Origin of the sequence: Antribacter soli, from assembly GCF_021568775.1 — a bacterium.
GTDB lineage: Bacteria > Actinomycetota > Actinomycetes > Actinomycetales > Cellulomonadaceae > Antribacter > Antribacter soli.
On the sequence record NZ_JAKGSG010000036.1, the window covers coordinates 1 to 23,642 of the forward strand.

The 23,642-nt window shown below is 73.0% G+C and carries 23 protein-coding genes; 8 read left to right on the top strand and 15 right to left on the bottom strand.

Annotated elements, in window-relative coordinates:
• Window positions 1-78: 78 nt before the first annotated feature.
• Window positions 79-2,823 (bottom strand): aconitate hydratase AcnA, encoded by a 2,745-nt coding sequence (gene acnA, locus L1785_RS13295; RefSeq protein WP_236089754.1) that lies wholly within the window; start codon window positions 2,821-2,823, stop codon window positions 79-81.
• Window positions 2,824-3,020: 197 nt separating this feature from the next.
• Between acnA and L1785_RS13300 the strand changes: the two genes are divergently transcribed.
• Window positions 3,021-3,728, top strand: a complete 708-nt coding sequence (locus L1785_RS13300; protein ID WP_236089755.1) for a DUF5701 family protein — start codon at window positions 3,021-3,023, stop codon at window positions 3,726-3,728.
• 25 nt (window positions 3,729-3,753) lie between these two features.
• Here L1785_RS13300 and L1785_RS13305 read toward each other — a convergent pair whose 3' ends face one another.
• Window positions 3,754-5,085, bottom strand: coding sequence for a class I SAM-dependent RNA methyltransferase (locus L1785_RS13305; RefSeq protein ID WP_236089756.1), 1,332 nt, complete (start codon window positions 5,083-5,085; stop codon window positions 3,754-3,756).
• Window positions 5,086-5,136: 51 nt separating this feature from the next.
• Window positions 5,137-7,137 carry an APC family permease gene (locus tag L1785_RS13310; protein WP_236089757.1) on the bottom strand — a complete coding sequence of 667 codons (2,001 nt, stop codon included), beginning with the start codon at window positions 7,135-7,137 and terminating at the stop codon, window positions 5,137-5,139.
• Window positions 7,138-7,237: 100 nt separating this feature from the next.
• On the opposite strand from L1785_RS13310, the gene L1785_RS13315 reads away from it, so the two are divergent.
• The gene (locus L1785_RS13315; protein ID WP_236089846.1) at window positions 7,238-7,888 is read left to right on the top strand and encodes a potassium channel family protein; all 651 of its coding nucleotides are present in this window, start codon (window positions 7,238-7,240) and stop codon (window positions 7,886-7,888) included.
• Complete coding sequence (locus tag L1785_RS13320) at window positions 7,888-8,553, top strand: potassium channel family protein (protein ID WP_236089758.1); 666 nt, start codon at window positions 7,888-7,890, stop codon at window positions 8,551-8,553. The genes L1785_RS13315 and L1785_RS13320 overlap by 1 nt, the downstream gene beginning before the upstream one ends.
• Window positions 8,554-8,565: 12 nt before the next feature.
• On the opposite strand, the gene L1785_RS13325 is transcribed toward L1785_RS13320, so the two are convergent.
• From L1785_RS13325 to dut, 4 genes are all read right to left on the bottom strand, one after another.
• Window positions 8,566-9,327, bottom strand: coding sequence for a DUF3159 domain-containing protein (locus tag L1785_RS13325; RefSeq protein WP_236089759.1), 762 nt, complete (start codon window positions 9,325-9,327; stop codon window positions 8,566-8,568).
• 31 nt (window positions 9,328-9,358) lie between these two features.
• The gene (locus L1785_RS13330; RefSeq protein WP_236089760.1) at window positions 9,359-9,727 is read right to left on the bottom strand and encodes an OB-fold nucleic acid binding domain-containing protein; all 369 of its coding nucleotides are present in this window, start codon (window positions 9,725-9,727) and stop codon (window positions 9,359-9,361) included.
• A 36-nt stretch (window positions 9,728-9,763) separates the two neighbouring features.
• Window positions 9,764-10,483, bottom strand: coding sequence for a DUF3710 domain-containing protein (locus L1785_RS13335; protein WP_236089761.1), 720 nt, complete (start codon window positions 10,481-10,483; stop codon window positions 9,764-9,766).
• Between the two features lie 106 nt (window positions 10,484-10,589).
• A complete protein-coding gene (gene dut, locus L1785_RS13340) occupies window positions 10,590-11,063 on the bottom strand; it encodes a dUTP diphosphatase (RefSeq protein WP_236089762.1) in 474 nt (157 codons plus the stop codon).
• Between the two features lie 71 nt (window positions 11,064-11,134).
• Here dut and L1785_RS13345 point away from each other — a divergent pair, with 71 nt between their 5' ends.
• Complete coding sequence (locus L1785_RS13345; protein WP_236089763.1) at window positions 11,135-11,587, top strand: DUF3093 domain-containing protein; 453 nt, start codon at window positions 11,135-11,137, stop codon at window positions 11,585-11,587.
• A 93-nt stretch (window positions 11,588-11,680) separates the two neighbouring features.
• Here L1785_RS13345 and L1785_RS13350 read toward each other — a convergent pair whose 3' ends face one another.
• The 3 genes from L1785_RS13350 to L1785_RS13360 all read right to left on the bottom strand — a co-directional run bounded on the left by L1785_RS13350 (window position 11,681) and on the right by L1785_RS13360 (window position 13,816).
• On the bottom strand, window positions 11,681-11,980 hold the full coding sequence (locus tag L1785_RS13350) for a DUF4193 domain-containing protein (RefSeq protein ID WP_236089764.1): 300 nt from the start codon (window positions 11,978-11,980) through the stop codon (window positions 11,681-11,683).
• A 343-nt stretch (window positions 11,981-12,323) separates the two neighbouring features.
• Window positions 12,324-13,163, bottom strand: a complete 840-nt coding sequence (locus tag L1785_RS13355) for an inositol monophosphatase family protein (protein ID WP_236089765.1) — start codon at window positions 13,161-13,163, stop codon at window positions 12,324-12,326.
• 2 nt (window positions 13,164-13,165) lie between these two features.
• Window positions 13,166-13,816 carry a trimeric intracellular cation channel family protein gene (locus L1785_RS13360; RefSeq protein ID WP_236089766.1) on the bottom strand — a complete coding sequence of 217 codons (651 nt, stop codon included), beginning with the start codon at window positions 13,814-13,816 and terminating at the stop codon, window positions 13,166-13,168.
• Window positions 13,817-13,993: 177 nt separating this feature from the next.
• Between L1785_RS13360 and sepH the strand changes: the two genes are divergently transcribed.
• Window positions 13,994-15,190 carry a septation protein SepH gene (gene sepH / locus L1785_RS13365; RefSeq protein WP_236089767.1) on the top strand — a complete coding sequence of 399 codons (1,197 nt, stop codon included), beginning with the start codon at window positions 13,994-13,996 and terminating at the stop codon, window positions 15,188-15,190.
• A gap of 6 nt (window positions 15,191-15,196) precedes the next feature.
• Here the strand turns inward: sepH and L1785_RS13370 are convergent, their stop codons facing one another.
• The 5 genes from L1785_RS13370 to L1785_RS13390 form a co-directional block, all read right to left on the bottom strand.
• Window positions 15,197-17,098, bottom strand: a complete 1,902-nt coding sequence (locus tag L1785_RS13370; RefSeq protein WP_236089768.1) for an acyl-CoA dehydrogenase family protein — start codon at window positions 17,096-17,098, stop codon at window positions 15,197-15,199.
• Window positions 17,099-17,256: 158 nt separating this feature from the next.
• A complete protein-coding gene (locus L1785_RS13375) occupies window positions 17,257-17,904 on the bottom strand; it encodes a thymidine kinase (RefSeq protein WP_236089769.1) in 648 nt (215 codons plus the stop codon).
• A gap of 9 nt (window positions 17,905-17,913) precedes the next feature.
• Window positions 17,914-19,113 (bottom strand): alkaline phosphatase family protein, encoded by a 1,200-nt coding sequence (locus tag L1785_RS13380; protein WP_236089770.1) that lies wholly within the window; start codon window positions 19,111-19,113, stop codon window positions 17,914-17,916.
• Window positions 19,110-19,691, bottom strand: coding sequence for a DUF5998 family protein (locus L1785_RS13385; protein WP_236089771.1), 582 nt, complete (start codon window positions 19,689-19,691; stop codon window positions 19,110-19,112). Before L1785_RS13385 ends, L1785_RS13380 begins: the two co-directional genes overlap by 4 nt.
• Window positions 19,692-19,744: 53 nt before the next feature.
• Window positions 19,745-20,614, bottom strand: a complete 870-nt coding sequence (locus L1785_RS13390) for a LysR family transcriptional regulator (RefSeq protein ID WP_236089772.1) — start codon at window positions 20,612-20,614, stop codon at window positions 19,745-19,747.
• 81 nt (window positions 20,615-20,695) lie between these two features.
• Between L1785_RS13390 and L1785_RS13395 the strand changes: the two genes are divergently transcribed.
• From L1785_RS13395 to L1785_RS13405, 3 genes are all read left to right on the top strand, one after another.
• Entirely contained in the window at window positions 20,696-21,931 is a 1,236-nt protein-coding gene (locus L1785_RS13395; RefSeq protein WP_236089773.1) for an MFS transporter, read from the top strand.
• Window positions 21,932-22,140: 209 nt separating this feature from the next.
• Window positions 22,141-23,061, top strand: coding sequence for a hypothetical protein (locus L1785_RS13400; RefSeq protein WP_236089774.1), 921 nt, complete (start codon window positions 22,141-22,143; stop codon window positions 23,059-23,061).
• A 47-nt stretch (window positions 23,062-23,108) separates the two neighbouring features.
• Window positions 23,109-23,582, top strand: a complete 474-nt coding sequence (locus L1785_RS13405; protein WP_236089775.1) for a hypothetical protein — start codon at window positions 23,109-23,111, stop codon at window positions 23,580-23,582.
• The last annotated feature ends 60 nt before the right edge of the window (window positions 23,583-23,642 follow it).

Sequence of the window (23,642 nt, forward strand, 5' to 3'; positions counted from 1 at the left end):
GGCGTGTGGCTCCCGGCCGCGGCCGGCGGTGGCCCCCCCCGCCCGTCGGGGGCGGGCCCGCCGCAGGGGGTCAGCGCGTCACGCCACCAGCGAGCGCAGCACGTACTGCAGGATGCCGCCGTTGCGGTAGTAGTCCGCCTCGCCGGGCGTGTCGATGCGCACCACGGCGTCGAACTCGACGGCGGTGCCGTCGGTCTTCGTGGCGGTCACGTGCACCGTCGACGGGGTCGTGCCCTCGTTCAGGGCCGTGATGCCCGCGATGGCGAACGTCTCCGTGCCGTCGAGACCGAGCGACTGCACGTCCTCGCCCACCGGGAACTGCAGCGGGAGCACGCCCATGCCGATGAGGTTCGAGCGGTGGATGCGCTCGAAGCTCTCGGTGATGACGGCCTTGACGCCCAGGAGCGCCGTGCCCTTGGCGGCCCAGTCACGCGACGAGCCCGAGCCGTACTCCTTGCCGCCCAGCACGACGAGCGGGGTGCCCTGCGCGGCATAGTCCTGCGCGGCGTCGTAGATGGTGTCCTGGGCGCCCTTCACGAAGTTGTACGTGAAGCCGCCCTCGACGCCGTCGAGGAGCTGGTTGCGCAGGCGGATGTTCGCGAACGTGCCGCGGATCATCACCTCGTGGTTGCCGCGGCGCGAGCCGTACGAGTTGAAGTCGCGGCGCTCGACACCGTGCTCCGCCAGGTACTTGCCGGCCGGGCTGTCCGGCTTGATGGAACCCGCCGGGGAGATGTGGTCCGTGGTCACGGAGTCGCCGAGCTTCGCGAGCACGCGGGCGCCCGAGATGTCCGTGACGGGCTCCGGCGTGAGACCCATGCCGTCGAAGTACGGGGGCTTGCGCACGTAGGTGGACTCGGGGTCCCAGGCGAACGTGTCGCCCTCCGGGGTCTCGAGGGCGGCCCAGCGCTCGTCGCCCTTGAACACGTCGGCGTAGTCGGACACGAACATGCCGCGGTCGATCGACGAGGCGATCGTGGTCTCGACCTCCTCCGGCGTCGGCCAGATGTCGCGCAGGAACACCGGGTGGCCGGCCTCGTCGCGGCCCAGCGGGTCGTGCTCGAAGTCGAACTCCATGGTGCCCGCGAGCGCGTACGCGATGACCAGCGGCGGCGAGGCCAGGTAGTTCATCTTCACGTCGGGGTTGATGCGGCCCTCGAAGTTGCGGTTGCCCGAGAGGACCGAGACGACGGCCAGGTCGTGGGCGTTGACGGCCTCCGACACCTTCTCGTCGAGCGGGCCGGAGTTACCGATGCACGTGGCGCAGCCGTAGCCGACCAGGTGGAACCCGAGCTTCTCGAGGTAGGGCCAGAGTCCGGCCTTCTCGTAGTAGTTCGTCACGACCTGCGAGCCGGGCGCCATCGACGTCTTGACCCACGGCTTGGCCTGGAGGCCCTTCTCGACGGCCTTCTTCGCGAGCAGCGCCGCGGCCAGCATGACCGACGGGTTGGACGTGTTGGTGCACGAGGTGATCGAGGCGATGGCGACCGCGCCGTGGAACAGCTCGAACTCCTTGCCCTCGCTGTTCGTCACGTGCACGCGCTTGCGGCCGTTCGGCGTGATGGCCGGCGAGTCGGACGCGGGGAACGACTCCTTCTCGGCCTCGTCGACGCGGTCCATGACCTCGGGCGCGTAGTTGGGCAGGTCGCGCGTGAACGCGCTCTTCGCGTGCGACAGCTCGATGCGGTCCTGCGGGCGCTTCGGGCCGGCGATCGACGGGACGACCGTCGACAGGTCGAGGTCGAGGTACTCGGAGAACAGGGGCTCGGGCGTCGTCTCGTCGAGCCACAGACCCTGCTCCTTGGCGTACGCCTCGACGAGCGCCACCTGCTCTTCGGAGCGGCCCGTCAGGCGCAGGTAGTCCACCGTCACGCTGTCGATCGGGAAGATCGCGGCCGTGGAGCCGAACTCCGGCGACATGTTGCCGATGGTGGCGCGGTTCGCGAGCGGGACCTGGGCAACGCCGGCGCCGTAGAACTCGACGAACTTCCCGACCACGCCGTGCTCACGCAGCAGCTGCGTGATGGTGAGCACCACGTCGGTCGCGGTCACGCCGGCGGGGATCGAGCCCGACAGCTTGAAGCCGACGACGCGCGGGATGAGCATCGACACCGGCTGGCCGAGCATGGCGGCCTCGGCCTCGATGCCGCCCACGCCCCAGCCGAGCACGCCCAGGCCGTTGACCATCGTGGTGTGCGAGTCGGTGCCGACGCAGGTGTCGGGGTAGGCGCGAAGAACGCCGTCGACCTCCCGCGTCATGATCGTCCGGGCCAGGTACTCGAGGTTGACCTGGTGCACGATGCCGGTGCCCGGCGGGACGACCTTGAAGTCGTCGAACGCCGTCTGGCCCCAGCGCAGGAACTGGTAGCGCTCGTGGTTGCGCTGGTATTCGAACTCGACGTTGCGCCGGAACGCGTCGGCGCGGCCGGCGACGTCGATCTGCACGGAGTGGTCGATGACCATCTCGGCCGGGGCCAGCGGGTTGATCCGGGTGGCGTCGCCGCCGAGCGCCGCGACGGCCTCACGCATCGTGGCGAGGTCGACGATGCAGGGCACGCCCGTGAAGTCCTGCATGATCACGCGCGCCGGCGTGAACTGGATCTCCGTGTCCGGCTGCGCGTCGGGGTCCCAGGCCGCGATGGCGCGCACGTGATCCGCCGTGATGTTGGCGCCGTCCTCGGTGCGCAGGAGGTTCTCGGCGAGGATCTTGAGGCTGTACGGGAGGCGCTCGACGCCCTCCACTGCGGAGAGGCGGAAGATCTCGTAGGCGTTGCCTCCGACCTCCAGCGTTCCCTTCGATCCGAACGTGTCCACGCTGCTCACTGCGGCTCCTTTGCGGGGCTGACTGTGCTCGGGCGGCCAGGGCGCAACGGGCGCTTCGGCCACCGTCACGGGGGCTTGGGGGCTCCGCCCAGCGTAAGCCGGGCTGCTCAGGCCAGCATAGCGCACTTATCTTGACGTCAAGATACTTCCTCGTCACCTGGGGAACTCTGGCGCCGGGACGGTCGTTGGGACCCGACGTGACGACGACGCCCGCCCCCGCCCCGTCCGCCCTCTCCTCGCTCCCCGAGCTCCCCGCGCTCGCCGAACAGGCCGAGCGGCTCCTCGCTCTCGGCGTGACGCGCGCCGCGGGCCTGTCCGACGACGACGTCCGCGCCCGGGCAACCATGCTCGCCGAGCGCGTCGCCGACGCTCACCCGGGTGCCGCCGCGCTCCTCGTGGTGCACCCGAGGCTCGCTCCGCCGTCGGGCACCGCGGCGCTGCTCCGGCGGCACGACCGCAAGGGCGAGCCGAGGTCCGGCTTCGTCGTGGAGGACATGACCGACGTCGACGCGTTCGCGCCGGTCGACGGCCTCGAGGTGCCCGACGCGCCGCTCTACGCGGTCGTCGGCCTCGACCGCGGCGACGACCTGGCGAACTGGTCGCCCGAGGAGGCCAAGCCGGAGCTCGCGACCCGTGGCCGCACGCCCCTCACGCTCCCCGAGGGCATCTGGTGGGCCGTGCAGCTGCCGGATGCCCTGGACCGCAACCGCTGCTACATGACGATCGGCTCGCGGCTGCGCCGCCCCGACGGCCGCTTCGACGCACGCACCCCGGCCGTGTGGATCTCGAACGGCACGGGCCGCGACGGCCGCGAGCGCCGGGACGCACCGAAGGTCGGGTGGTGCTGGTGGGGCAACCGCCACACGTGGCTGGGCTTCGCCTCGGCGACGGCCCGGATCGGCTGAGCCGACGAACGACACGGCTGACGCCTCAGCGCGTGAGGACCGCCACCGCCTCCACGTGGTGCGTGTGCGGGAAGAGGTCGAACGCGCGCAGGCCGTCGAGCACGTAGCCGTGCCCCGCGAGGTAGGCGACGTCGCGCGCGAGCGCGGCCGGGTCGCACGCGACGTAGACGATGCGCGCCGGGCTCCGCTCGGCGATCGCGTCCACGACGGTGCGGCCGGCGCCGGCGCGCGGCGGGTCGAGCACGACGACGTCCGCGACCCCGGGCACCACGTCCGCGAGCACCGCCTCGACAGCCCCTTCGTGCAGCTCGACCCAGGGCAGGTCGTGGGCGTTGCGACGCGCGTCGCGCACCGCTCGGGCGTCACCCTCGACGGCGACGACCCGCCCGTCGAGCCCGACGGCGGCTGCGAGCGGGACCGTGAACAGCCCGGCGCCCGAGTACAGGTCGAGCACGGTCGCCTCGGGGGCGTCGCCCACCGCGTCCAGGACGGCGCCGGCGAGCACGCCCGGCGCCTCGCGGTGCACCTGCCAGAAGCCGTCGGCGGCGACGCGGTAGCGGTGCTCCCGGCCGGCCACGGTGACCGTCTCGGTCACGGCGCGGCGCGCGTTCGGCCGCTGGTCGGCGCGACCGCGCCGCCACGGGGTGCCGTCGACGAGCAGCACGGGCTCGTCGCCGGCCGGCGCGACGAGCTCGAGCCGGGCCCCCGGCTCCCAGGTCCGCGTGAACACGTCCTCGGACGCGGCGAGCGCCAGCACCGCCTCCGTGGCGAGCGGCATCCCGTCCACGGGCACGACCTCGTGCGAGCGGAACCGGCGCATGCCCGCGCGCCCGGTCTCGTCGGCGACGAGCTCGATGCGGGTGCGGTAGCCGAGGCCGCCGCGCTCGTCGTCACCGGGCGCGGCCTCGACGGTGACCTCCCTGTCGATCTTGGCGAGGTGGCTGAGCTGCTCCGCGACGACGTCGGCCTTCCACCGCCGCTGGGCGCCGAGCGCGACGTGCGACAGCTCGCCGCCGCCCACCCCGCCGGGCCCCGCGGCGGGCCAGGCCGGCTCCACGCGGTCCGGGGAGGCGTCGAGCACCTCGACCGCGTCGGCGCGCCAGTAGCGCGAGCCGCCCTCGGTGACGAGGGCGCGGACACGCTCCCCCGGCAGCGCGTGCCGCACGAAGACGACGCGGCCCTCGTGGCGGGCGACGCAGTGGCCGCCGTGCGCGACGGGACCCACCTCGAGCTCGAGCACCTGCCCGGTGCCGGCGCTCACCTCGCGCTGCCGCGTCGCCTGCCGCGCGGGACGGGCAGGGCGACGGGTGCTGGGCTGTTCGGCGGCACGACGGGGCTGGGCAGGGGTCTGGGGCATGCGCCCAGTCTCCCAGACGCGCAGCTCCATCGCCGTAACCCCGCTCACGCGTTAGAAGCGCCGGCGCCCCTCGACGAAGGTCTCTCCCTCGAGGCCCGTCTGGCCCTCCGTCGAGGAGAGCTGCCACGGGACGGACGCCACGACCACGCCGGGCGTGAACAACAGGCGCCCCTTGAGGCGCAGCGCGCTCTGGTTGTGCAGGAGCTGCTCCCACCAGTGGCCCACGACGTACTCGGGGATGTAGACGACGACGAGGTCGCGCGGCGAATCACCACGGATGGACCGCACGTACTTGAGGATCGGGCGCGTGATCTCGCGGAACGGCGAGTCGAGGACGCGCAGCGGCACCGGCAGGTGCAGGGCCTCCCACTCTCGGGTGAGCTCCTCCACCTCCTCCTTGTCGACGCCCACCGTGACGGCCTCGAGCACCGACGGCCGGGCGGCGCGCGCGTAGGCGATGGCCCGCATGGTCGGCTTGTGGATCTTCGAGACGAGCACGAGCGCGTGCACGCGGCTGGGCAGGGCGCGGGCGGCGGCGACGTCCTCGAGCGTGAGCTCGTCGCGGATGCGGTCGTAGTGCTTGCGGATGCCGCCCATGAGGACGAAGAGCACGCCCATCGCGAGGATCGTGATCCAGGCGCCGTGCGTGAACTTCGTGAGCAGCACGATGATCAGGACGGTGCCGGTGCAGAGGAAGCCGACGAAGTTGACGACGCGCGAGCGCTTCATCCGGGCTCGCTCCGCCGGGTCGGGCTCGGTACGCAGGTGGCGCGTCCAGTGCCGCAGCATGCCGAGCTGCGACAGCGTGAACGACACGAACACGCCCACGATGTAGAGCTGGATCAGGCGGGTCGTCTCGGCGTCGAACGCGACGATCAGCACGATCGCGGCCACCGCGAGCGTGACGATGCCGTTCGAGAACGCGAGGCGGTCGCCGCGGGTGTGGAGCTGGCGTGGCAGGTAGCCGTCCCGGGCGAGGATCGAGCCCAGTACCGGGAACCCGTTGAACGCCGTGTTCGCCGCGAGCACGAGGATGAGGCCGGTCACCGCGGAGATCGCGTAGAACGCGAGCGGGAACCCCTGGAACACGGCCTCGGCGAGCTGGCCGATCACGGGGTCCTGGTTGTAGTCCTCCCCCACGGGCCGCCCGTCCAGCAGGAGCTGGGTGGCCGGGTCCTCCGCATAGCGGACGTTCGTGGCCTGCGAGAGGACGAGGATCGACATGATCATCGTGGACGAGATACCGCCCAGAAGCGTCAGGGTGATCGCCGCGTTACGGGACTTCGGCTTGCGGAAGGCGGGCACGCCGTTGCTGATGGCCTCGACGCCTGTCAGCGCGGCGCAGCCGGACGCGAAGGCGCGGGCCAGGAGGAACGCGCCGGCCAGGCCGGTCAGCCCCTGGTCGAAGGCCGCACTGCCGGAGAGCTCGAGGTTCGCGCTCTCGGCCTGGGGGAGGTCGCCCGCGAAGAACCGGAACGCGCCGGTGAGGGCGAGCGCGCCGATGAGGAACATGAAGAGATAGGTCGGGATCGCGAAGATCGTGCCCGACTCCTTGACGCCCCGGAGGTTCACCGTCGTCAGCACGCTCACCGCGATGACGGCGGCGAGCGCCTCGTGGCCCCGCAGCCCGGGAAGGGCCGAGGCGGCGTACTGGGCCGCCGACGAGATCGACACCGCGACGGTCAGGACATAGTCCACGAGCAGGGCCGAGGCGACCCCCACGCCGGCCGAGCGCCCCAGGTTGGTGGTGGCGACCTCGTAGTCCCCGCCGCCCGAGGGATAGGCATGGACGTTCTGCCGGTACGACGCGACGACGATGAGCAGCACGGCCACGACGACCAGCCCGACCCAGGGCGACAGCGTCGCCGCCGCGACACCCGCAACCGCCAGCGTCAGGAGGATCTCGTCCGGGGCGTACGCGACCGACGAGAGCGCGTCCGAGGCGAAGACGGGCAGCGCGATGCGCTTGGGCAGCAGCGTGTGGCCCAGGCTCTCGCTGCGCATGGGCCGTCCGAGCAGCAGGCGCTTGGCGGCATCCGCGATATCCGACACGTTGGAAGATGCTATGCCCTGCCGTGACTCCCGGCCTACTGGTCTTCTCCGCACTACTGCCCAAAGTCGGTATAGCGTTCCCCTCGTGCACTTCGTGATCATGGGCTGCGGGCGTGTGGGCTCCACGCTCGCCCAGACGATCGAGTCCCGCGGGCACTCCGTGGCGGTCATCGACCAGAACCCCGACGCCTTCCGACGCCTCCCGGCGGACTTCTCGGGCAAGAAGGTGACGGGGGTCGGCTTCGACCGCGACACCCTGGTCCAGGCCGGCATCGAGGACACGTACGCGTTCGCCGCGGTCTCCGACGGCGACAACTCGAACATCCTCGCGGCGCGCGTCGTGCGCGAGACGTTCCAGGTCGAGAACGTCGTGGCCCGCATCTACGACCCGGCCCGGGCAGAGATCTACCAGCGCCTCGGCATCCCGACGGTCGCGACGGTCCGCTGGACCGCCGACCAGGTGCTGCGCCGGATGCTCCCGCTGGGCGCCGCGGACGAGTACCGCGACCCGTCCGGCCAGGTGCGGCTGGCGCAGGTCGACTACCACCCGGGCTGGGCCGGCCGCACCGTGCGCCGCATCGAGCAGGCGACGGGCGCACGGGTCGCCTACCTGTCCCGCTTCACCGAGGGCGTCCTCGCGACGACCGACACGGTGCTGCAGGAGAACGACGTGCTGCACCTGCTCATGCGCGCGCAGGACGCGGACCGCGTCGAGCGGGTCCTGGCGCACGCCCCCACGAAGGAGGACTGATGCGCGTCGTCATCGCCGGCGCCGGGTCGGTCGGGCGCTCGATCGCCCGCGAGCTGATCGGCAACAACCACGAGGTCATGCTGATCGACCGGAGCCCCGCAGCCATGCGCGTCGCGCAGGTCCCGGAGGCGGACTGGCTCCTCGCGGACGCGTGCGAGCTCTCCTCGCTCGGCAACGCGAACGTGGAGCAGGCCGACGTCGTCGTCGGCGCCACGGGCGACGACAAGGTGAACCTCGTCTTCTCCCTGCTCTGCAAGACCGAGTTCGGCGTGCCGCGCACGGTCGCGCGCGTGAACAACCCCAAGAACGAGTGGATGTTCGACCAGTCCTGGGGCGTGGACGTCGCCGTCTCGACGCCGCGCATCATGACGGCCATGGTCGAGGAGGCCGTCGCCGTGGGCGACCTCGTCCGGATCTTCACCTTCCACCAGTCGGGCGCCGGCATCCTGGAGTTCACCCTGCCCCCGGACTCGCCGCTCATCGGCACCCTCGTGGGGCAGGTCGACTGGCCGGCCGACACGGTGCTCGCCGCCATCGTGCGCGACAACCGCCCCATCTCCCCGAGCGCCGACGACGCGCTCGAGGCGGGCGACGAGCTCCTCATCGTGACGGGCCGTGAGACGGACGAGGCGGGCCTGCAGAAGCTGCTCCTCCGCCAGGGGTGAGCGGCCCGCGTCTCAGCGCGGGTCGCGCACCACGACCCAGGTGAGGAACAGCACGAGCGCCCACAGGGGCACGCCCAGCACCAGGTGGAACGTGCCGAGCCACGCGACGTCGCCCGCGAAGTAGAGCGGCGTCTTCACGGCGAGGCGCAGGGCGAACATCGCGACCCAGAACCAGGTGGCGATCGAGTAGCGGCGCACCTTCGCGGGGTCCTGCAGCCAGGCGGTCAGGCCGGCGAACGGGCTCGGCGCCTCGTCGTCGCCGTCCGACGCCGGTCGCTCGCCCGAGGCGGGTGACGTCGCGTCAGGCGTGGCTGCCCGGTCCTTGGCCTGCTGCGGGCTCCAGCCGGTGCGCAGCGCCTCGACGACGTAGCCGACGAGGGGCTTGCGCAGCAGGATCGAGCCGAGGAGAACGACCAGGTAGCCGGCGTTGACCAGCAGGCCCCCGGCGTAGAAGTTCTCCGCCTCGCCCGACCTCCACGCCCACACGACGCCGATACCGACACCGAGCAGCCCGCCGAGGGCCTGCGTGACGGGGGTGCGCTGCACGAGGCGTGCCGCGGTCGCCACCAGGGCCGCGGCCACCGACGCCACCACGGATACCGTCAGGTCCTGCGTGGCGACGTACGCGACGACGAACACCAGGCCCGGAGCCACGGACTCGGCGAGCCCGCGCACGCCGCCCACGGCCTGGGCCAGCGAGAACGTGTCACTCGTGACGGCACGGACGCCTGCTCCGGTCGGGGTCGGGGCCGATGGTCCGCTCGATTCGTTCATGGCGCCCATTCTGCCGTGCTCGGGGCGCTCGTTACTCCCCCGGCCTGGACTGCAGCTCGTAGCGCGGGTTGAAGACGGTGCGCCGTCCGTCCACCTCGCAGACCATGCCCTCGACCCGGATGCGGCGCCCCGGCTCGATCCCGGCGATGGTGCGGCGGCCGAGCCAGACCAGGTCGAGCGCGCCCGACCCGTCGTACAGCTCCGCCTCCACGGTGGGCACGCCCTCGCGCGGGCGCAGCACGACCGACCGCAGCACGCCCGTGGCCTTTCCCCGGGTGCGGGCGGCCAGCGTCGAGACAGCCTGACAGTCGACGCTGCGCGCAGCGGTATCGCGCTCCTGCTCGGCGTCGACCTCTTCCTGGGAGGCCAGCGCGTTCCGCAGGGCATCCTTCAGCGACATCGGGTTCCCCTCGTCACTCCCATTGTCCCGCGAGTGTCAACGAATCTCGGTGATCTCGGGACCGCGCGTCAGGGGATCGAACGACGGGGCCTGCGGCGCCGCCCCCTCGGGCGCGGCGGGCGCGTCGGCCTCGCCGGGGCGCTGGGCGGAGCGGGGCAGGGTGAGCGTCAGCAGGTCGCGCGGGGGGCGCGGGCTCTGGTCGCGCACCACGACGATGTTGGCGAACACGGACTCCAGAGGCTTGGCGGCCTCCGCGTCGAGCGCGGCGCGACCGGACAGGACGCCGCGCAGGAACCACCGCGAGCCGTCGACGCCGATGAAGCGCGCGGGGCGGACGCCCTTGCTGCCGTCAGGCCCCGTGGCGGGCAGGCGCACGACCAGCTCGCGACCGAACGCGCCCGGCACGTCGTCGACCGTGCCGCCCTGGGAGGCGACCGACTGGGCGAGCTCGGCGCGGATCTCGTCCCAGATGCCGTCGCTGCGCGGGGCCGCGAACGCCTGGACCTGCAGGCTCGATCCGGCGAGCGCGGCGGTCACGCCGGTGACCTTCTGCGTCTTCTTGTCGATCTCCATGCGCAGCTCGAGGCCCGGCAGGACGGGCAGCCAGATCGCGCCCAGGTCCACGCGCGGCCCGATCTCCTCCACGTGCGACCGGTCGTACGGCCCGCGCTCCGGACGCGCCGGTCCCTGGGACACGGGTTCCCAGGGGTTCGCCTCCTGAGCGGGCTCGGCGGCGGCTCGGCGGAACAGTCCCACAGCTCAGCTCCTTCAACTCACGACGGCGGAAAGGGCCCGCCGACGTCAACACTAGTCCGGTCAGATGGTCGGGTCAGGCTGGCGGCACCCTGTGCTGCACCCCGGCTCAGGCGCGGGCAGCAGCCCAGCCACCGCTCGACCCGAAGCCGCCGTCGCCGCGGTGCGACCCGGGAAGCACCTCGGCCTGCAGGAACCTCGCCCGCTCGACCCGCTGGATCACGAGCTGCGCGACCCGGTCGCCGCGCGAGAGCCGCACCGGCTCGGAGACGTCGGTGTTGAGCAGCGTGACCTTGATCTCGCCGCGGTACCCCGCGTCCACCGTGCCCGGCGCGTTCACGATCGTCACGCCGTGCTTGGCCGCCAGGCCCGAGCGGGGGTGGACGAAGGCGGCGTAGCCGTCGGGCAGCGCGATGGCCACCCCGGTGGGCACGGTGACCCTGCCCTGCGGCGGGATCTCGACGTCCACGGTGGTCACCAGGTCCGCTCCCGCGTCACCCGGGTGGGCGTAGGAGGGGACGGGAACACCGTCGTCGAGGAGGCGGAGGAGCACGTCGACCGTGCTGCCGTCGTCGTGAGGCACGCGGGAAGAGTACGCCACCGGACGCGCGCCCGCCGCTCACCGGGGTCGGCCGCACCTGGGATGATGGGCCCATGACGGCACCGACTCCCATGTTCCACGAGCGCCTGCTGCCCGGACCGGGCGGCTGGCTCGGGACAGCAGGACTGGGAGTCATCGCGGCGATCGCGCTGTGGCCCGTCGACCACGCGCTCGGTGTCACGACGGGGTTGATGGTGTGCGCCGTGGCGGCGGCCTCCCTGGCGGCGACGTCGCCCGTGGTCGAGGTGTCGGGCGCGGTGCTGCGCGCCGGCCAGGCGCGGGTCCCGGTCGCGTTCCTCGGCGAGGCCACGCCGCTGGACGTCACGGCGATGCGGCACGAGCTGGGGCCGGGTCTGGACGCCCGCGCCTACGTGTGCCTGCGAGCCTGGGCCCGCACGGGAGTCAAGATCGTCCTGGAGGACCCGGCCGACCCGACGCCGTACTGGCTCGTGTCGACCCGCGACCCGGAGGGCCTGGTGCGGGTCCTCGCGCCGTCCGTGCGGTAGGCCCGAGGACCGGGGTGGGGCAGGCCCGACGCCGGGGACGACAAAGGCTGCCACGTTGCCGTGACAGCCTGGTCGTCGAGTTCGACGTGCGCGTCAGGCAGCGCACTCCGTGCAGATCTGCTGACCGTTGCGCTCGTACGCCAGCTGGCTGCGGTGGTGCACCAGGAAGCAGTTCGAACACGTGAACTCGTCGGCCTGCCGCGGCAGGACGCGAACGGACAGCTCCTCGCCGGAGAGGTCGGCGCCGGGCAGCTCGAAGCCTTCGGCCGCCTCGGTCTCGTCCTCGTCCACGACGCCCGAGCTCTTGTCGGAGCGACGGGCCTGAAGCTCCTGGATCGAGTCCTGCTCGACGTCCTCGTCGGTCTTGCGTGGGGCGTCGTAGTCGGTCGCCATGTGCGGTAACTCCAAAAGAGGTTGGTGGTCGCGTCGGTACTGCGGGGTTCCCGGGAACTGACGCCGTCCCGAGCCGCGGCACGGGCAGCGCCGCTGGTACCTGCCCGGTGTGTACGCGCAGATAATGCACGCAGCCCCGGTTTTGTTCCCAGGTCGGCCAACGGATTGTGCACCAATTCCGTCAGGCGTGCGACACGTAGCCGTGTTACTCGCGTCACGTACGACCTGACCTGCGAAGACACTTCTCGCGAGGGACAGCGGCCCTGGTTCGTTCGAGGCATGAAAGCGCGACCGTGTCAGAAAAAATTCGCCCCGTGACCTCGGCCTCGTGGCCGCCTGGGCGTCAGCTGTCGCCGTCCGCCCCGGCTTCCTCGAGGACGGCGACGAGCGGCGCCACGACGTGGCCCGGCCCTACGACGGCCATCTCGCCGCCCGCGGGCCGGCCGCGCAGCCCGGTGACGACGGCACCCGCCTCCGAGGCGATGAGCTCGCCCGCGGCGAGGTCCCACGGGTTGAGCCCGCGCTCGTAGAACACGTCGAGCGTGCCCTCAGCGACCAGGCACAGGTCGATCGCGGCGGCCCCCAGCCGGCGGATGTCGCGAACCAGCGGCAGCACGGTGGTCAGGACGCGGGCCTGGTGGGCACGCCGTCCGGCGTCGTACCCGAAGCCCGTGCCCACGAGGCTGGTGGCGAGCGACGCGGGCGACCCGACGCGGACCGGCACGCCGTCGCGCGTGGCGCCCAGCCCGAGGCCCGCCGTCCAGGTGCGCCCGTCCACGACAGAGTGCACGCAGCCGGCCAGCACGGTCCACTCGCCCGGGACCGGCGGCCCGGCGACGACGGCGACGGACACCGCGTACGAGGCGATGCCGTAGAGGTAGTTCACGGTGCCGTCGATCGGGTCGAGGACCCAGGTGAGGCCGCTCGTGCCCGGCAGGTCGTCGCCCTCCTCGCCGAGGATCGCGTCGTCGGGCCGCTCCGCCGCGATCAGCGCCCGCAGCAGCTCCTCGGAGGCGCGGTCCATCGCGGTGACCGGGTCGACGTCGCTGGACTTCGTCCCCGCGACGACCACCGTGTCGGGCCGCTGCTCACGGATCAGGGCACCGGCGCTGGTGGCGAGGCGCTCGGCGAGGTCACGCAGGGCAGGGACGTCCGCGGCGTCTGCGGGGAGAAGTTCGGTCACACCTACATCCTGCCCGAGCCGCCCGACCCCCACCGGCCCGTCCACCCCGGCGCCGCCGCGGGCACGACCCAGCCGCGCCACACCGACACCAGCCGGAACCCGAGCACGGCGACCACCACCGCCGCCTGGGTCGCCACGGTGAGGGCGCCGGCCTGCCACAGCACCGCCGTGAGACCTGCCCCGACGATCGCGGGGATGGCGTAGAGCTGACGGTCGGCGAAGACGAGCGGTACCTCGCCCGTGAGCATGTCGCGCAGCACCCCGCCGCCGATCCCGGTCAGCACCCCGACCACGACCGACGCGAGCAGCCCGACCCCGTGGTCGAGGCCCTTCGTGGTGCCCTGCAGCACGAAGAAGGCGAGCGCCCCGGCGTCGAGCACGACGACGACGGTCCGCATCCGGGCCAGCCCCGGGTGCAGGAGGAAGATGACGAAGCCCGCGACGATCGCCGTCACGACGAGGCTCGGGTCAGCGATGCCGACCGGCGGGGTGGCACCGATGAGGACGTCGCGCAGGATGCCGCCGCCGAGGCCCGCGGCCCACGCGAGGACGAGCACGCCGAACACGTCGAACTTCTTGCGGACGGCGGCCAGCCCGCCCGACAGGGCGGAGAAGAAGACCCCGGCGATCTCGAGGACGTCGTCGATCTGCACGGGGCCATCATGACCCGTCGAGCGCCCCGGCGGGCCGTCTCGGCCCCGGGCGGGGGCTCGGTATCATCACGCGGCACACCGACGCGCCTGCGCCCCCAGGCGGCGCCGGGATGGCAGGCTCGTCCCCAGCAGTGGGCGTGCCGCACGGCACGCGGGCCCCTTCGGAGGAGGCATGGCATGGACGAGCTGGAGCTCGTGAGGCTGCACGAGGACGGTGAGCGCCTCGTCCTCACCGCGCCCGACGGGACCCAGAGCACCCTGCCGATCACCGACGCGCTGCGCGCCGCGGTGCGCGGCGACCGCCCGCGCATGGAAAACATCCGCGCTCACGAGGAGTCGACGCTGCGGCCGCGCGAGATCCAGGCGCGCCTGCGCGCCGGTGCCACGTGCGAGGAGCTCGCCGCGGCGTCGGGCCTGCCGGTCGAGCACGTGCGCCGGTTCGAGTACCCCGTCATCGCGGAGCGCGACTACGCCATCAGCCGCGTCCGCGGCCGCGCCGTCATGTCCGACGCCGGTCCCGCCACCCTCGGCGAGGTCGCCGACTCGCGGCTCACCTCGCGCGGCGTGGCCCCCGAGGCCGCGGCGTGGACGGCGACGCGCGCCGGCAGCGCCCCGTGGATCGTGCGGGTCGCCTTCGAGACGGCGGACAAGCCCCGCACCGCCCGCTGGTCGTACGACCCGCGCGGCATGGTCGTCACCGCGCTGGACGACGAGGCCCGGTGGCTCGCGCTCCCGGAGGACGACGGCGGCATCGCGCTCGCGGGCGTGTCCGCGCTCTCGACCCGTCGCGCGCGACCCCCGGCACCCGCACCCGAGGCGGACGAGACGGACCTGCTCCTGGACGACCTGTCGGAGCGCCGCGGGCAGCGCCCGTCACGCGCCCGGGCCGGCCGCCCGCCCGACGAGGAGATGCTGGAGCTCGGCGACCTCACGCTCGCCGAGCTCGCCCCGCGCCGCGGGGCCGACGTCGACCGGGACGCGCCGGTGGAGGCCGAGGAGCCCGCGCCCGCCCAGCCGGAGGCCGAGCCCGCTGCCAGCGTGGTCGACCTCGGCGCCCGGCGCGGCGGCGGTCGCCCGGCGATGCCCGGGGTCGGCGCGCCGACGCCGGACCCCGCCCCCGCCGAGCCCCCTCGCGACGACGTCCCCGCCCTGGAGTGGGACGGGCCGAGCCGCTGGGAGATCCCGGAGCCGGAGGCCCCGGCCCCCGCGCCCGTACCCGTGCCGGCACCTGCTCGGTCTGCCCCGGGCAGCGAGGACGACGCTGCGAAGGCGACGCCCGCCGCCAAGCCCGCGACGCGGCGCAGCACGCGCAAGGGCCGGGCGCAGGTGCCGAGCTGGGACGAGATCGTCTTCGGGGCGCGCCCCGAGAGCTGAGCCGCGCTAGGAATCACGGGACGAGATCCACGGACCCGTCCCCTCCGACGCGTCGAGCACGCCTGCCTCGAGCCAGCGAAGACGGCCGTCCAGCACCGCCCGGGCCAGGCCGGCGTCGGTCCGGTCCGTGGGCGCGCTCAACCTGCGGAAGTCCTCGCCCACCCGCAGGCGGGCCTGCTCGCAGAAGGCGTCCGCGAGCCGGACGGCGTCGGCGCCCGTGGTCGGGTCCTGGTGCCGCATCGCCTCGGCCCGCACGCAGACCGCGGACATGGCGAAGAGCTCCGCGCCGATGTCGACGATGCGTCCGAGCAGCACCTGCTTGCGGTCGAGGCGTGCCTGCCAGCGAGCCATCGCGTAGAAGGTTCGCCGGGCGAGCGCGCGGGAGGACCGTTCCACGAAGCGCAGGTGCCGGGCGAGCCGCCCGAACTCGCCGTACGCGCCGGGCCGTACCCCCTGGCCGGCCACGAGCGTCGGCAGCCACCGCGCGTAGAACCCGCTCGCGCCGAGCGCCGCGCGGGCCTTGGCGCGCAGGTCGGCGTCCCGCGAGGCGAGGTCTCCGGCGGCGTTCAGGTGCACGTCGACCGCCTCGCGGGCGATCAGCAGCCGCATGATCTCCGACGAACCCTCGAAGATCCGGTTGATCCGCATGTCCCTCAGCACCTGCTCCGCGGGCACGGCGCGCTCACCGCGCGCGGCGAGGGAGTCCGCCGTCTCGAAGCCGCGGCCCCCGCGGATCTGGACCAGCTCGTCGGCGACCCGGTACCCCATCTCGCTCGACCACAGCTTCGCCAGAGCCGCCTCGATCCGGACGTCCTTCTGGCCGGCGTCGGCGAGGGCCGCTGAGAGCTCGAAGACGGACTCGAGGGCGAAGCTCGTCGCCGCGATGAACGACAGCTTCGCGCCGACCGCCTCGTGCTGCCCGATCGGGCGGCCCCACTGGACCCGGTGCGTCGACCACTGACGGGCGATGCCCAGCGCCCACTTTCCCGCACCCGCGCAGATCGCTGGGATGGACAGCCGGCCGGTGTTGAGCGTGGTGAGCGCGATCTTCAAGCCCTGGCCCTCGCGGCCGACCCGGTTCGCGGCCGGCACCCGCACCCCCCGGAACCGCGTGACGCCGTTCTCCATGCCGCGCAGCCCCATGAAGCGGTTGCGGTGCTCCACGGTGATCCCGGGTGTGCCGGCCTCGACCACGAACGCGGTGATGCCCCCGTCGCCGCCCTTGTGCGGTGGCACGACCGCCATGACGACGAGCAGCTCGGCGATCGGCCCGTTCGTCGTCCAGAGCTTGACGCCGTCCAGGACGTAGGCCGAGCCGTCCTCCGTCGGGGTCGCGGTGGCGCTCATCCGCGCCGGGTCGGAGCCGACGTCGGGCTCCGTGAGCAGGAAGGCCGAGACGGCCCCCGCGGCGCACCTGGGGAGGTACTCCTGCTTCTGCTCCGGGGTGCCGAACATCCGCACGGGCTCCGGCACCCCGATCGACTGGTGAGCCGACAGCAGCGCCCCGAGGCTCGGGTGGACCGAGCTGATCAGCATCAGTGCCCGGCCGTAGTCGACGAGAGACAGGCCGAGGCCGCCGTACTCCCGGGGGATCTTCATGCCGAAGGCGCCGATCCGGCGCAGGTCCGCCATCACCTCGTCGGGGACGTGGTCCTCGCGCTCGATCCGGGACCCGTCGATCGCCCGGCAGACCGCGGTCAGCGCTTCGAGGAACTCCCGTCCCCGCGCTGCGGCCCCGGGCTCCGGCACCGGGTACGGATGGATCAGCCCGAGATCGAAGGAGCCGAGGTAGAGGCCCTTGGCGAAGCTCGGACGCACCCAATGCGTCTCACGGGCGGCCTCGGCGACCTTCCGGGCCTCACGCTCGCCCTGTGTTGTCGTGGACCGGTGCACGGCGTCGTCGATCATGAGAGATCCTCCCGGCGGGGGCCAGCGCGGAACGGGCCTGCCGCTCGCCATCGATGCGACCCCGCGCTGACCGACGTCTGCCATGGTAGGCGCGCGGCCGGACCTGCGCCCGCTCGCCACGCCGGCTCACCCGCCGGATCGAGCAGCGGGGATCATCGCTAGGCCCAGAGGGCCTCGTCGTCCGGGGAGCTGCGGCGGCGCGACGTGTCCGCCGTCATGCGCCGCATGTGGTGGCGCCGGCACAGCACCTCGTACGCGACCTGCGCCGGGGCGCCGTTCGCGATGTCGCCGATGACGACCTGCTCCCCCTCGACCACCATGATGCCGCCGACGGTGCGCGCGTTGTGCGTGGCGCGGGCCCCGCACCAGCACAGGGACTGCACCTGGAGCACCTCGATGCGGTCCGCGAGCTCGATGAGGCGCGCCGAGCCGGGGAAGAGGCGGGTGCGGAAGTCGGTGGTGATGCCGAACGCGAAGACGTCGACCTCCATCTCGTCGACCAGGCGGGCGAGCTGCTCCACCTGGTCCGGCGAGTAGAACTGGGCCTCGTCGCACACGACATGGTCGACGGCGCGACCGGCGCGGTGCTCCGCGCCGACCTCCGCCCAGAAGTCCGTGCCGTCCGTGACCTCGCGAGCCCCGACCTCGAGCCCCAGGCGCGACGACAGGCGTGCGGCGCCTGCGCGGTCCCCCCTGGTGTAGATGAGGCCGCTGCGCCCGCGGACGCCGTAGTTGTGGTCCATCTGGAGGGCGAGCGTGGACTTGCCGGAGTCCATCGTGCCGGAGAAGAAGACGAGCTCAGCCACGGCGCCTCCTCACGCGACGACGGTCAGCAGGGGCACGAGCATCTCGTGCGGCGTGAACGACCCGTGCACCCCCGGCAGGGCCCGCGCCTCCGCGGAGTGGACCCGCGAGTCGACGACGGTGGCGCGGCCCGTCATCGCGACGACGACGTCGCCGAGCACGGGAAGCACGTGGTCCGCGACGGGACCGAACCAGCCCTGCGCCACCGCCACGTCGCGCGTGGCGACGACGGCGTGGTCACCGAGGCGGGCGGTCCAGCGGGCGGCGATGTCGCCCGGATCCACGCCGGGCAGCGCGTACAGGTGCAGCGCCCGCGGCTCGCCGCCGGTGAGGGCGACGCCGGCACCGAGCTCGGCGTCGGTCGCGACGTCCCACTGCTGGGAGAGGTCGGCCTGGACCTGGCCGTGGTCGGCCGTGACCAGGACGAGCGTGCCGCGCGGGACCGACCGGGTCAGCCTGCGCAGCTCGCGGTCCGCGGCCTCGAGGGCGTCGCCCCACTGCCAGGACTCCCACCCGTGCTTGTGGCCGGTGCGGTCCACCTCGTCCCAGTACAGGTGGGCCAGTCCCGGGGTGCGCAGCGCGGTCGCGACGGCGTCGACCGCGTCCTCCAGGCCGCGCGACGGGACGTACGTCGCCCCGCGCTGCGTGGCCCGCGTCAGGCCCGTGCCCTCGAACCGCGACTTGCCGTGGCTCGTGACCCGCACGCCCGCGGCCGCGAGCGACTCGCTGACGGTGGGCTCGCGCTGGACGTCGTCCGGGTCGCCCGCGCCGTTCCACTGCACCATCCAGGCGAGGCCGCCCGTCGCGGGGTTGCGCTGCGTGTACCCCACCAGGCCCGTGCGGCCCGGCGAGGTGCCCGTGCCGAGCACCGACAGCGCGGCCGCCGTCGTGCTCGGGAAGGTCGTGGTGAGCTCGCTGCCCCCGGCGAGCAGGCCGCGCAGGAAGGGGGCATGACCGCCGCGCTCGGCGAGGTTGCGCAGGCCGAGGCCGTCGACCAGGACGACCACGACCCGGTCCACCTGCGGGAGTCCGAACGCGTCGCGCGCGTGCCGCGCGTCGATGCCCGTGCTCGTCGTGAGGTCGTGGCCCAGCGCGCCCGCGGCGGCGGGCAGGACGCCGGCCAGGCTGCCGGTGTCGTAACGGGGGGCGACGAGGTCGCCGCGGAGCAGCGTGCCCGTGCTGGGGGTCTCGGGGGCGGTGCCGGCCGTCATGCAGCGGTGGCCCGCGACAACGCCCGGGCGAACGCGACGGCCGCACGGACGGCGTCGGCGCCCTCGGCGGCGCTGGACACGCGCACCACCACGTCGTCGGGCGTGAGCTGGCCGGTGAGGCCGTGGTCCGCGTCGCACGTCGGGTCCGGGCAGGACGCCGGCTCCAGGTCGATCCGCGACACGGCGCCCCAGCCGATCGCGAGCGTCACCTCGCGGGCGCCCTCACCCGACGGGTGGCGCTCCGGCTCCGACACGATGTGCGTCACGGCGACCGAGCGGATCTCCCGCAGCGCGACGGACTCCGTCGTCGCGGCGGCCTGGCCCGTGTGCTGGTTGTCGCCGTCCGCGGGCGCGTCGTCCACATGGGCGGTCACGAGACGCGTCGGCGTCAGCACCAGGACCGTGAGGTGCCGGCGCACCTCCGAGTCGAACGTGGTCTCCGGCTGGACCAGGTGTGCCACGACCTCCTCGTCGGCGAGGGCGATGTCGATCACGTCTGCGACCAGGTCCGGGTAGTACCCGGCCCGGTGCAGCTGGGCGGTCAGGTCGTGACGGGATGCGGAGACGGCGTGAGGCACCCGGGCATTGTCCCACCTGCCGCGGGCGCGGGGCTACTCACGCGGGTGTGCGATCAGCGGGCCGCCGGCGCCACGAAGGTGCGGAACCGTTCGGCAGGGGCCGACAGCGGGTGATCGGTCCGCCAGGTGAGGCCGATCGTGCGACGCGCGCCGGGCACGGCGATGGGGACGCCCACGGTGCCGGACTGACCCGCGAACGGCTCGGGCACGACGGCGACGCCCAGGCCGGCCGCAACGAGGCCTTCGATGGTCGCCAGGTCCTGGCTCTCGAACGAGATGGTCGGCGTCACCTGAGCCTCCCGCAGCAGCGAGTCGACCAGCGAGCGGAAGCCGAAGCCGACCGGCGTGGTGACGAGCTCCTCGCCGGCCAGCTCCCCGAGCGAGACCGACTCCCGGCCCCTCAGCCGGTGCCCCGGCGGCACGGCGAGCACCAGCCGCTCCTCCTGCAGCGGATGCCAGCCGTGCTCCCCCGGCGGCCGCACCGAGGTGATCGCGAGGTCGACGACGCCCCGGGTGAGGTCCCGGACGATCTCGTGCGCCGGCTCCTGACGCAGCAGGACCCGGACCCGTGGGGCGTGCCCGTGGAAGGAGCGCAGCACGCGCGGGACCAGGGAGGTCGCGATGGAGTCGAGGAACGCGAGGCGCACGACGCCGGTGTCCGGGTCGAGGACGCCCGCGAGGTCGGCAAGGAGCCGGTCGTGGCGCGCGGTGAGGTCGCGGGCAGCGGCCACGACGAGCTCCCCGGTCGGAGTGAGGTGCACGCCGTCCGAGGCTCGCTCGAAGACCCGGGCTCCGAGCTCTGCCTCGACACGCGCCAGGGCGCGCGACAGCGTGGGCTGGGTCGTGCCGAGGATCGCCGCCGTGTCGGTGACGTGCCGATGGTCGGCGAGCGCGACCATCCAGGAGAGATCGCGGAGCAGCACGTCTCCACCATACGTAGCACGCATCGAGATTGGCACCACGGCGCATTGGACGCATCGCGCGGCAGCTCCCAGAGTGGAGGGGTGCCACCACTGCTGCAGGCCACGGCCCCGACGGGGTACCTCCCGGGAACCGCGGGGTACCGGCGTGTCGTGGCCGCGCTGTTCGCCGCCGGGCTCGCGACGTTCGCCCTGCTGTACAGCACCCAGGCGATCCTGCCCGAGCTCGCCGACCAGTTCGACGTCTCTACGGCCGGCAGCACCCTGACCCTCTCGCTGACGACGCTGGGGCTCGGGGTCGCCCTGCTCGTCGCCGGACCGGTCTCCGACGTCAAGGGCCGCACCACGCTGATCCACCTCTCGCTGGCGGCCTCCAGCGTGGTCGCGGCCGCCTGCGCGCTGGCACCGTCCTGGACGACGCTCCTGGCGCTGCGCCTGCTCGTCGGCATCACGCTCGCCGGGCTTCCCGCGGTCGCGACCGCCTACCTGCGTGAGGAGCTGCACCCGTCCAGCCATGCGCGGGCGGCGGGCCTGTACATCGGCGGGACGGCGCTCGGCGGGATGGCCGGACGCCTGGTCACGGGCGTCGTGGCGGAGGCCGCCGGGTGGAGGTGGGCGCTCGCGGCGACCGCCGCGATCGGCGTCGGCTGCGCCGTCGCCGTGCGGGTCCTGCTGCCGCGCTCGCGGCGCTTCGTGCCGGCCCAGACCGGCACCAGAGCCCTGTTCGCGCAGAGCCTGCGCGCCGTCTCGGACCGCGGGCTGCTGACGCTGTACGGCATCGGCGGGTGCGCGGCCGGAGCCCTCGTCGCGGTGTTCAACGCCCTCGGCTTCCGGCTCGCGGGCGCTCCCTTCGACCTCGGGCTCGCAGCGGCCGGCCTCGTGTATCTCGTCTACCCGCTGGGCACGCTCAGCTCCGTGCTGTTCGGACGGCTCGCGGACACCCACGGGCGCCGCGCCGTGCTGCCCCTGGGCTGCGCCCTCGCCGTCACCGGCGCCCTGGTCACACTGCCCTCCGCCCTCCCGGTCGTCCTCGTCGGGCTGGCCCTGCTGACCATGGGATTCTTCGCCGTCCACGGCGTCGCCAGCGGGTGGGTCCCGGCTCGCGCGCACGCCGGAGGCGTGGCCACCGGGCAGGCGGCGTCGCTCTACCTGTTCACGTACTACCTGGGGTCCTCGGTCTTCGGAAGCCTCGCGGGGCACGCCTGGAAGGCGGCCGGCTGGCCGGGTGTCGTCGCCCTGGCGGCCGGCCTGCTCGCCGCCACCGGCACGCTCGCGCTCGTGCTGCGCCGGACGCCCACACTCCTGGAGAAGGGCACGTGAGCCCGGTCGCGTGACGCCGGGAGCCTGGCGGAGCGCACGGTCTTCGTCTGGCCTGCTTCGTCTTGACCTCTGACGGGCTGCAAGGCGCCTACAAGTTTCCTGCAAGGCCCACTCCCTACGTTGGGTGCTGGCGCTGATGGCGCCGCGTTCACCCCGCCCCCCCCGGGCGGCGAGCGTCGATACCCGGCCGTCGAGGAGGTCACCCCGGCATGAAGCGAGCGTTCTTCTCCACCTGTCTGGCGGCAGTCGTCGCGGTGGCTGTGGTGGGTTGCACCACAGCAGCTTCGGGGATGTCCGGAGCTGACCGCGCACATGCCGATGGCGCCGAGGAACGGGCGTTGACCGACGCGGAGCAGATGCTGGTGGAGCAGGCCCGAGAGCTCTTGGTCCAGGAGTGCATGGAGGCCGAGGGGTTCCGGTACTGGCCGGTGGCGGTCGCCGGCGTCGAAGAACGTCAGGGCTCTGGCTATGTGCTGGATGACGTCGGCTGGGCGCGTGAGCATGGCTATGGCATGCAGTTGCAGGACCGGGTCGCCGCGGTCCAGCAGAACGATCCCAACCATGCCTATGCCAATGCGCTGCCGGACGCGGAGCGCGTGCGCTACTCCAAGGCCCTGGACGGCGATCCGTCCGCGGGCATGTTGACGGCGGAACTGCCCATGGGCGGCTACGTCCAGACCCCGGGCGACAGCTGCCTGGCGCGGGCGAAGGGCGAGCTCTACGGGGACTTCGCTGCCTGGTTCCAGGCGGAGAAGGTCGCCACCAACCTCGTCGGTCTCTACGCGCCCGAGCTCATGGCGGACGAGCGCTTCGAGGTGGCGCTCAGGGCGTGGTCGGAGTGCATGCGGGAGCGCGGCCACGACTACCCCGACCCGCCTGCGATCCGCGAGGAGCTGCCCTTCCTGACCGACGGGCTGAGCGACGAGAAGGCCCACGACGTCGAGAAGGAGCTGGCGGTCGCCGAGGCCATCTGCGCCACCCAGGAGACCTCGCTCGTCCGTACGACGCGCGACCTGGAGAGCGAGTACCGCGGCCGGCTCGGGCAGTACCGCGACGACGTCATCAACTACCAGCGGCTGCAGCATGCGGCCCTCGAGAACGCCAGGGACATCCACGCAGGGCGCGGATGACACCTGGACCACAGAACCGGCACAACCCAACTAGGTAAGGAGCAATCATGCGCAAGATGTCAGTTCTGCTCGCGACGCTCGGCCTCCTGGTCGCGGGGACGTTGTTCCCTGTCACGAGCGCTCAGGCGGCTTCCCAGCTCTGCGACTCCGCATGGCAGAGCGCGAGCTCGGGCTCCTTCTACGCCTACGACTACGCCGACTGCCTCGGCAGGCTGGGAAGTAGCGCAGGTAACGACTCGCACTGGGGAGACGCTGCCGGCGGCTTCCAGGGCACTGACACGAACAGGGCGAGCTCGATCTTGCACAAGGGCACGTCCGGGCTGGCCGTCAAGGTGTACAACGGGAACTTCTACACCGGTGCCTATGCGTGCATCAAGAGGTCCGAGTACTACGTCAGCAGCCTTGACGACGACTACCTGACAGGCGGGGTCCACTTCACCGACCGGGTCCCGGCATCGAACACCATCAGCTCCCACAAGTGGGTGGAGGAGGCCGCCTGCGGCGGCGTGTTCCTGCACTGACGACACAGCGGCTCCAGCACGACCAGCGGGACACCCGCCCGGTCGTGCTGGAGCCGTGCT

Excerpts from the sequence above, each read along its gene's own strand:
- L1785_RS13305 (WP_236089756.1), bottom strand. The coding sequence starts at position 5,085 with ATGCCCCAGACCCCTGCCCAGCCCCGTCGTGCCGCCGAACAGCCCAGC.
- L1785_RS13315 (WP_236089846.1), top strand. The coding sequence starts at position 7,238 with ATGGGCTGCGGGCGTGTGGGCTCCACGCTCGCCCAGACGATCGAGTCC.
- L1785_RS13320 (WP_236089758.1), top strand. The coding sequence starts at position 7,888 with ATGCGCGTCGTCATCGCCGGCGCCGGGTCGGTCGGGCGCTCGATCGCC.
- L1785_RS13325 (WP_236089759.1), bottom strand. The coding sequence starts at position 9,327 with ATGAACGAATCGAGCGGACCATCGGCCCCGACCCCGACCGGAGCAGGC.
- L1785_RS13330 (WP_236089760.1), bottom strand. The coding sequence starts at position 9,727 with ATGTCGCTGAAGGATGCCCTGCGGAACGCGCTGGCCTCCCAGGAAGAG.
- L1785_RS13345 (WP_236089763.1), top strand. The coding sequence starts at position 11,135 with ATGACGGCACCGACTCCCATGTTCCACGAGCGCCTGCTGCCCGGACCG.
- L1785_RS13350 (WP_236089764.1), bottom strand. The coding sequence starts at position 11,980 with ATGGCGACCGACTACGACGCCCCACGCAAGACCGACGAGGACGTCGAG.
- sepH (WP_236089767.1), top strand. The coding sequence starts at position 13,994 with ATGGACGAGCTGGAGCTCGTGAGGCTGCACGAGGACGGTGAGCGCCTC.
- L1785_RS13370 (WP_236089768.1), bottom strand. The coding sequence starts at position 17,098 with ATGATCGACGACGCCGTGCACCGGTCCACGACAACACAGGGCGAGCGT.
- L1785_RS13380 (WP_236089770.1), bottom strand. The coding sequence starts at position 19,113 with ATGACGGCCGGCACCGCCCCCGAGACCCCCAGCACGGGCACGCTGCTC.
- L1785_RS13400 (WP_236089774.1), top strand. The coding sequence starts at position 22,141 with ATGAAGCGAGCGTTCTTCTCCACCTGTCTGGCGGCAGTCGTCGCGGTG.
- L1785_RS13405 (WP_236089775.1), top strand. The coding sequence starts at position 23,109 with ATGCGCAAGATGTCAGTTCTGCTCGCGACGCTCGGCCTCCTGGTCGCG.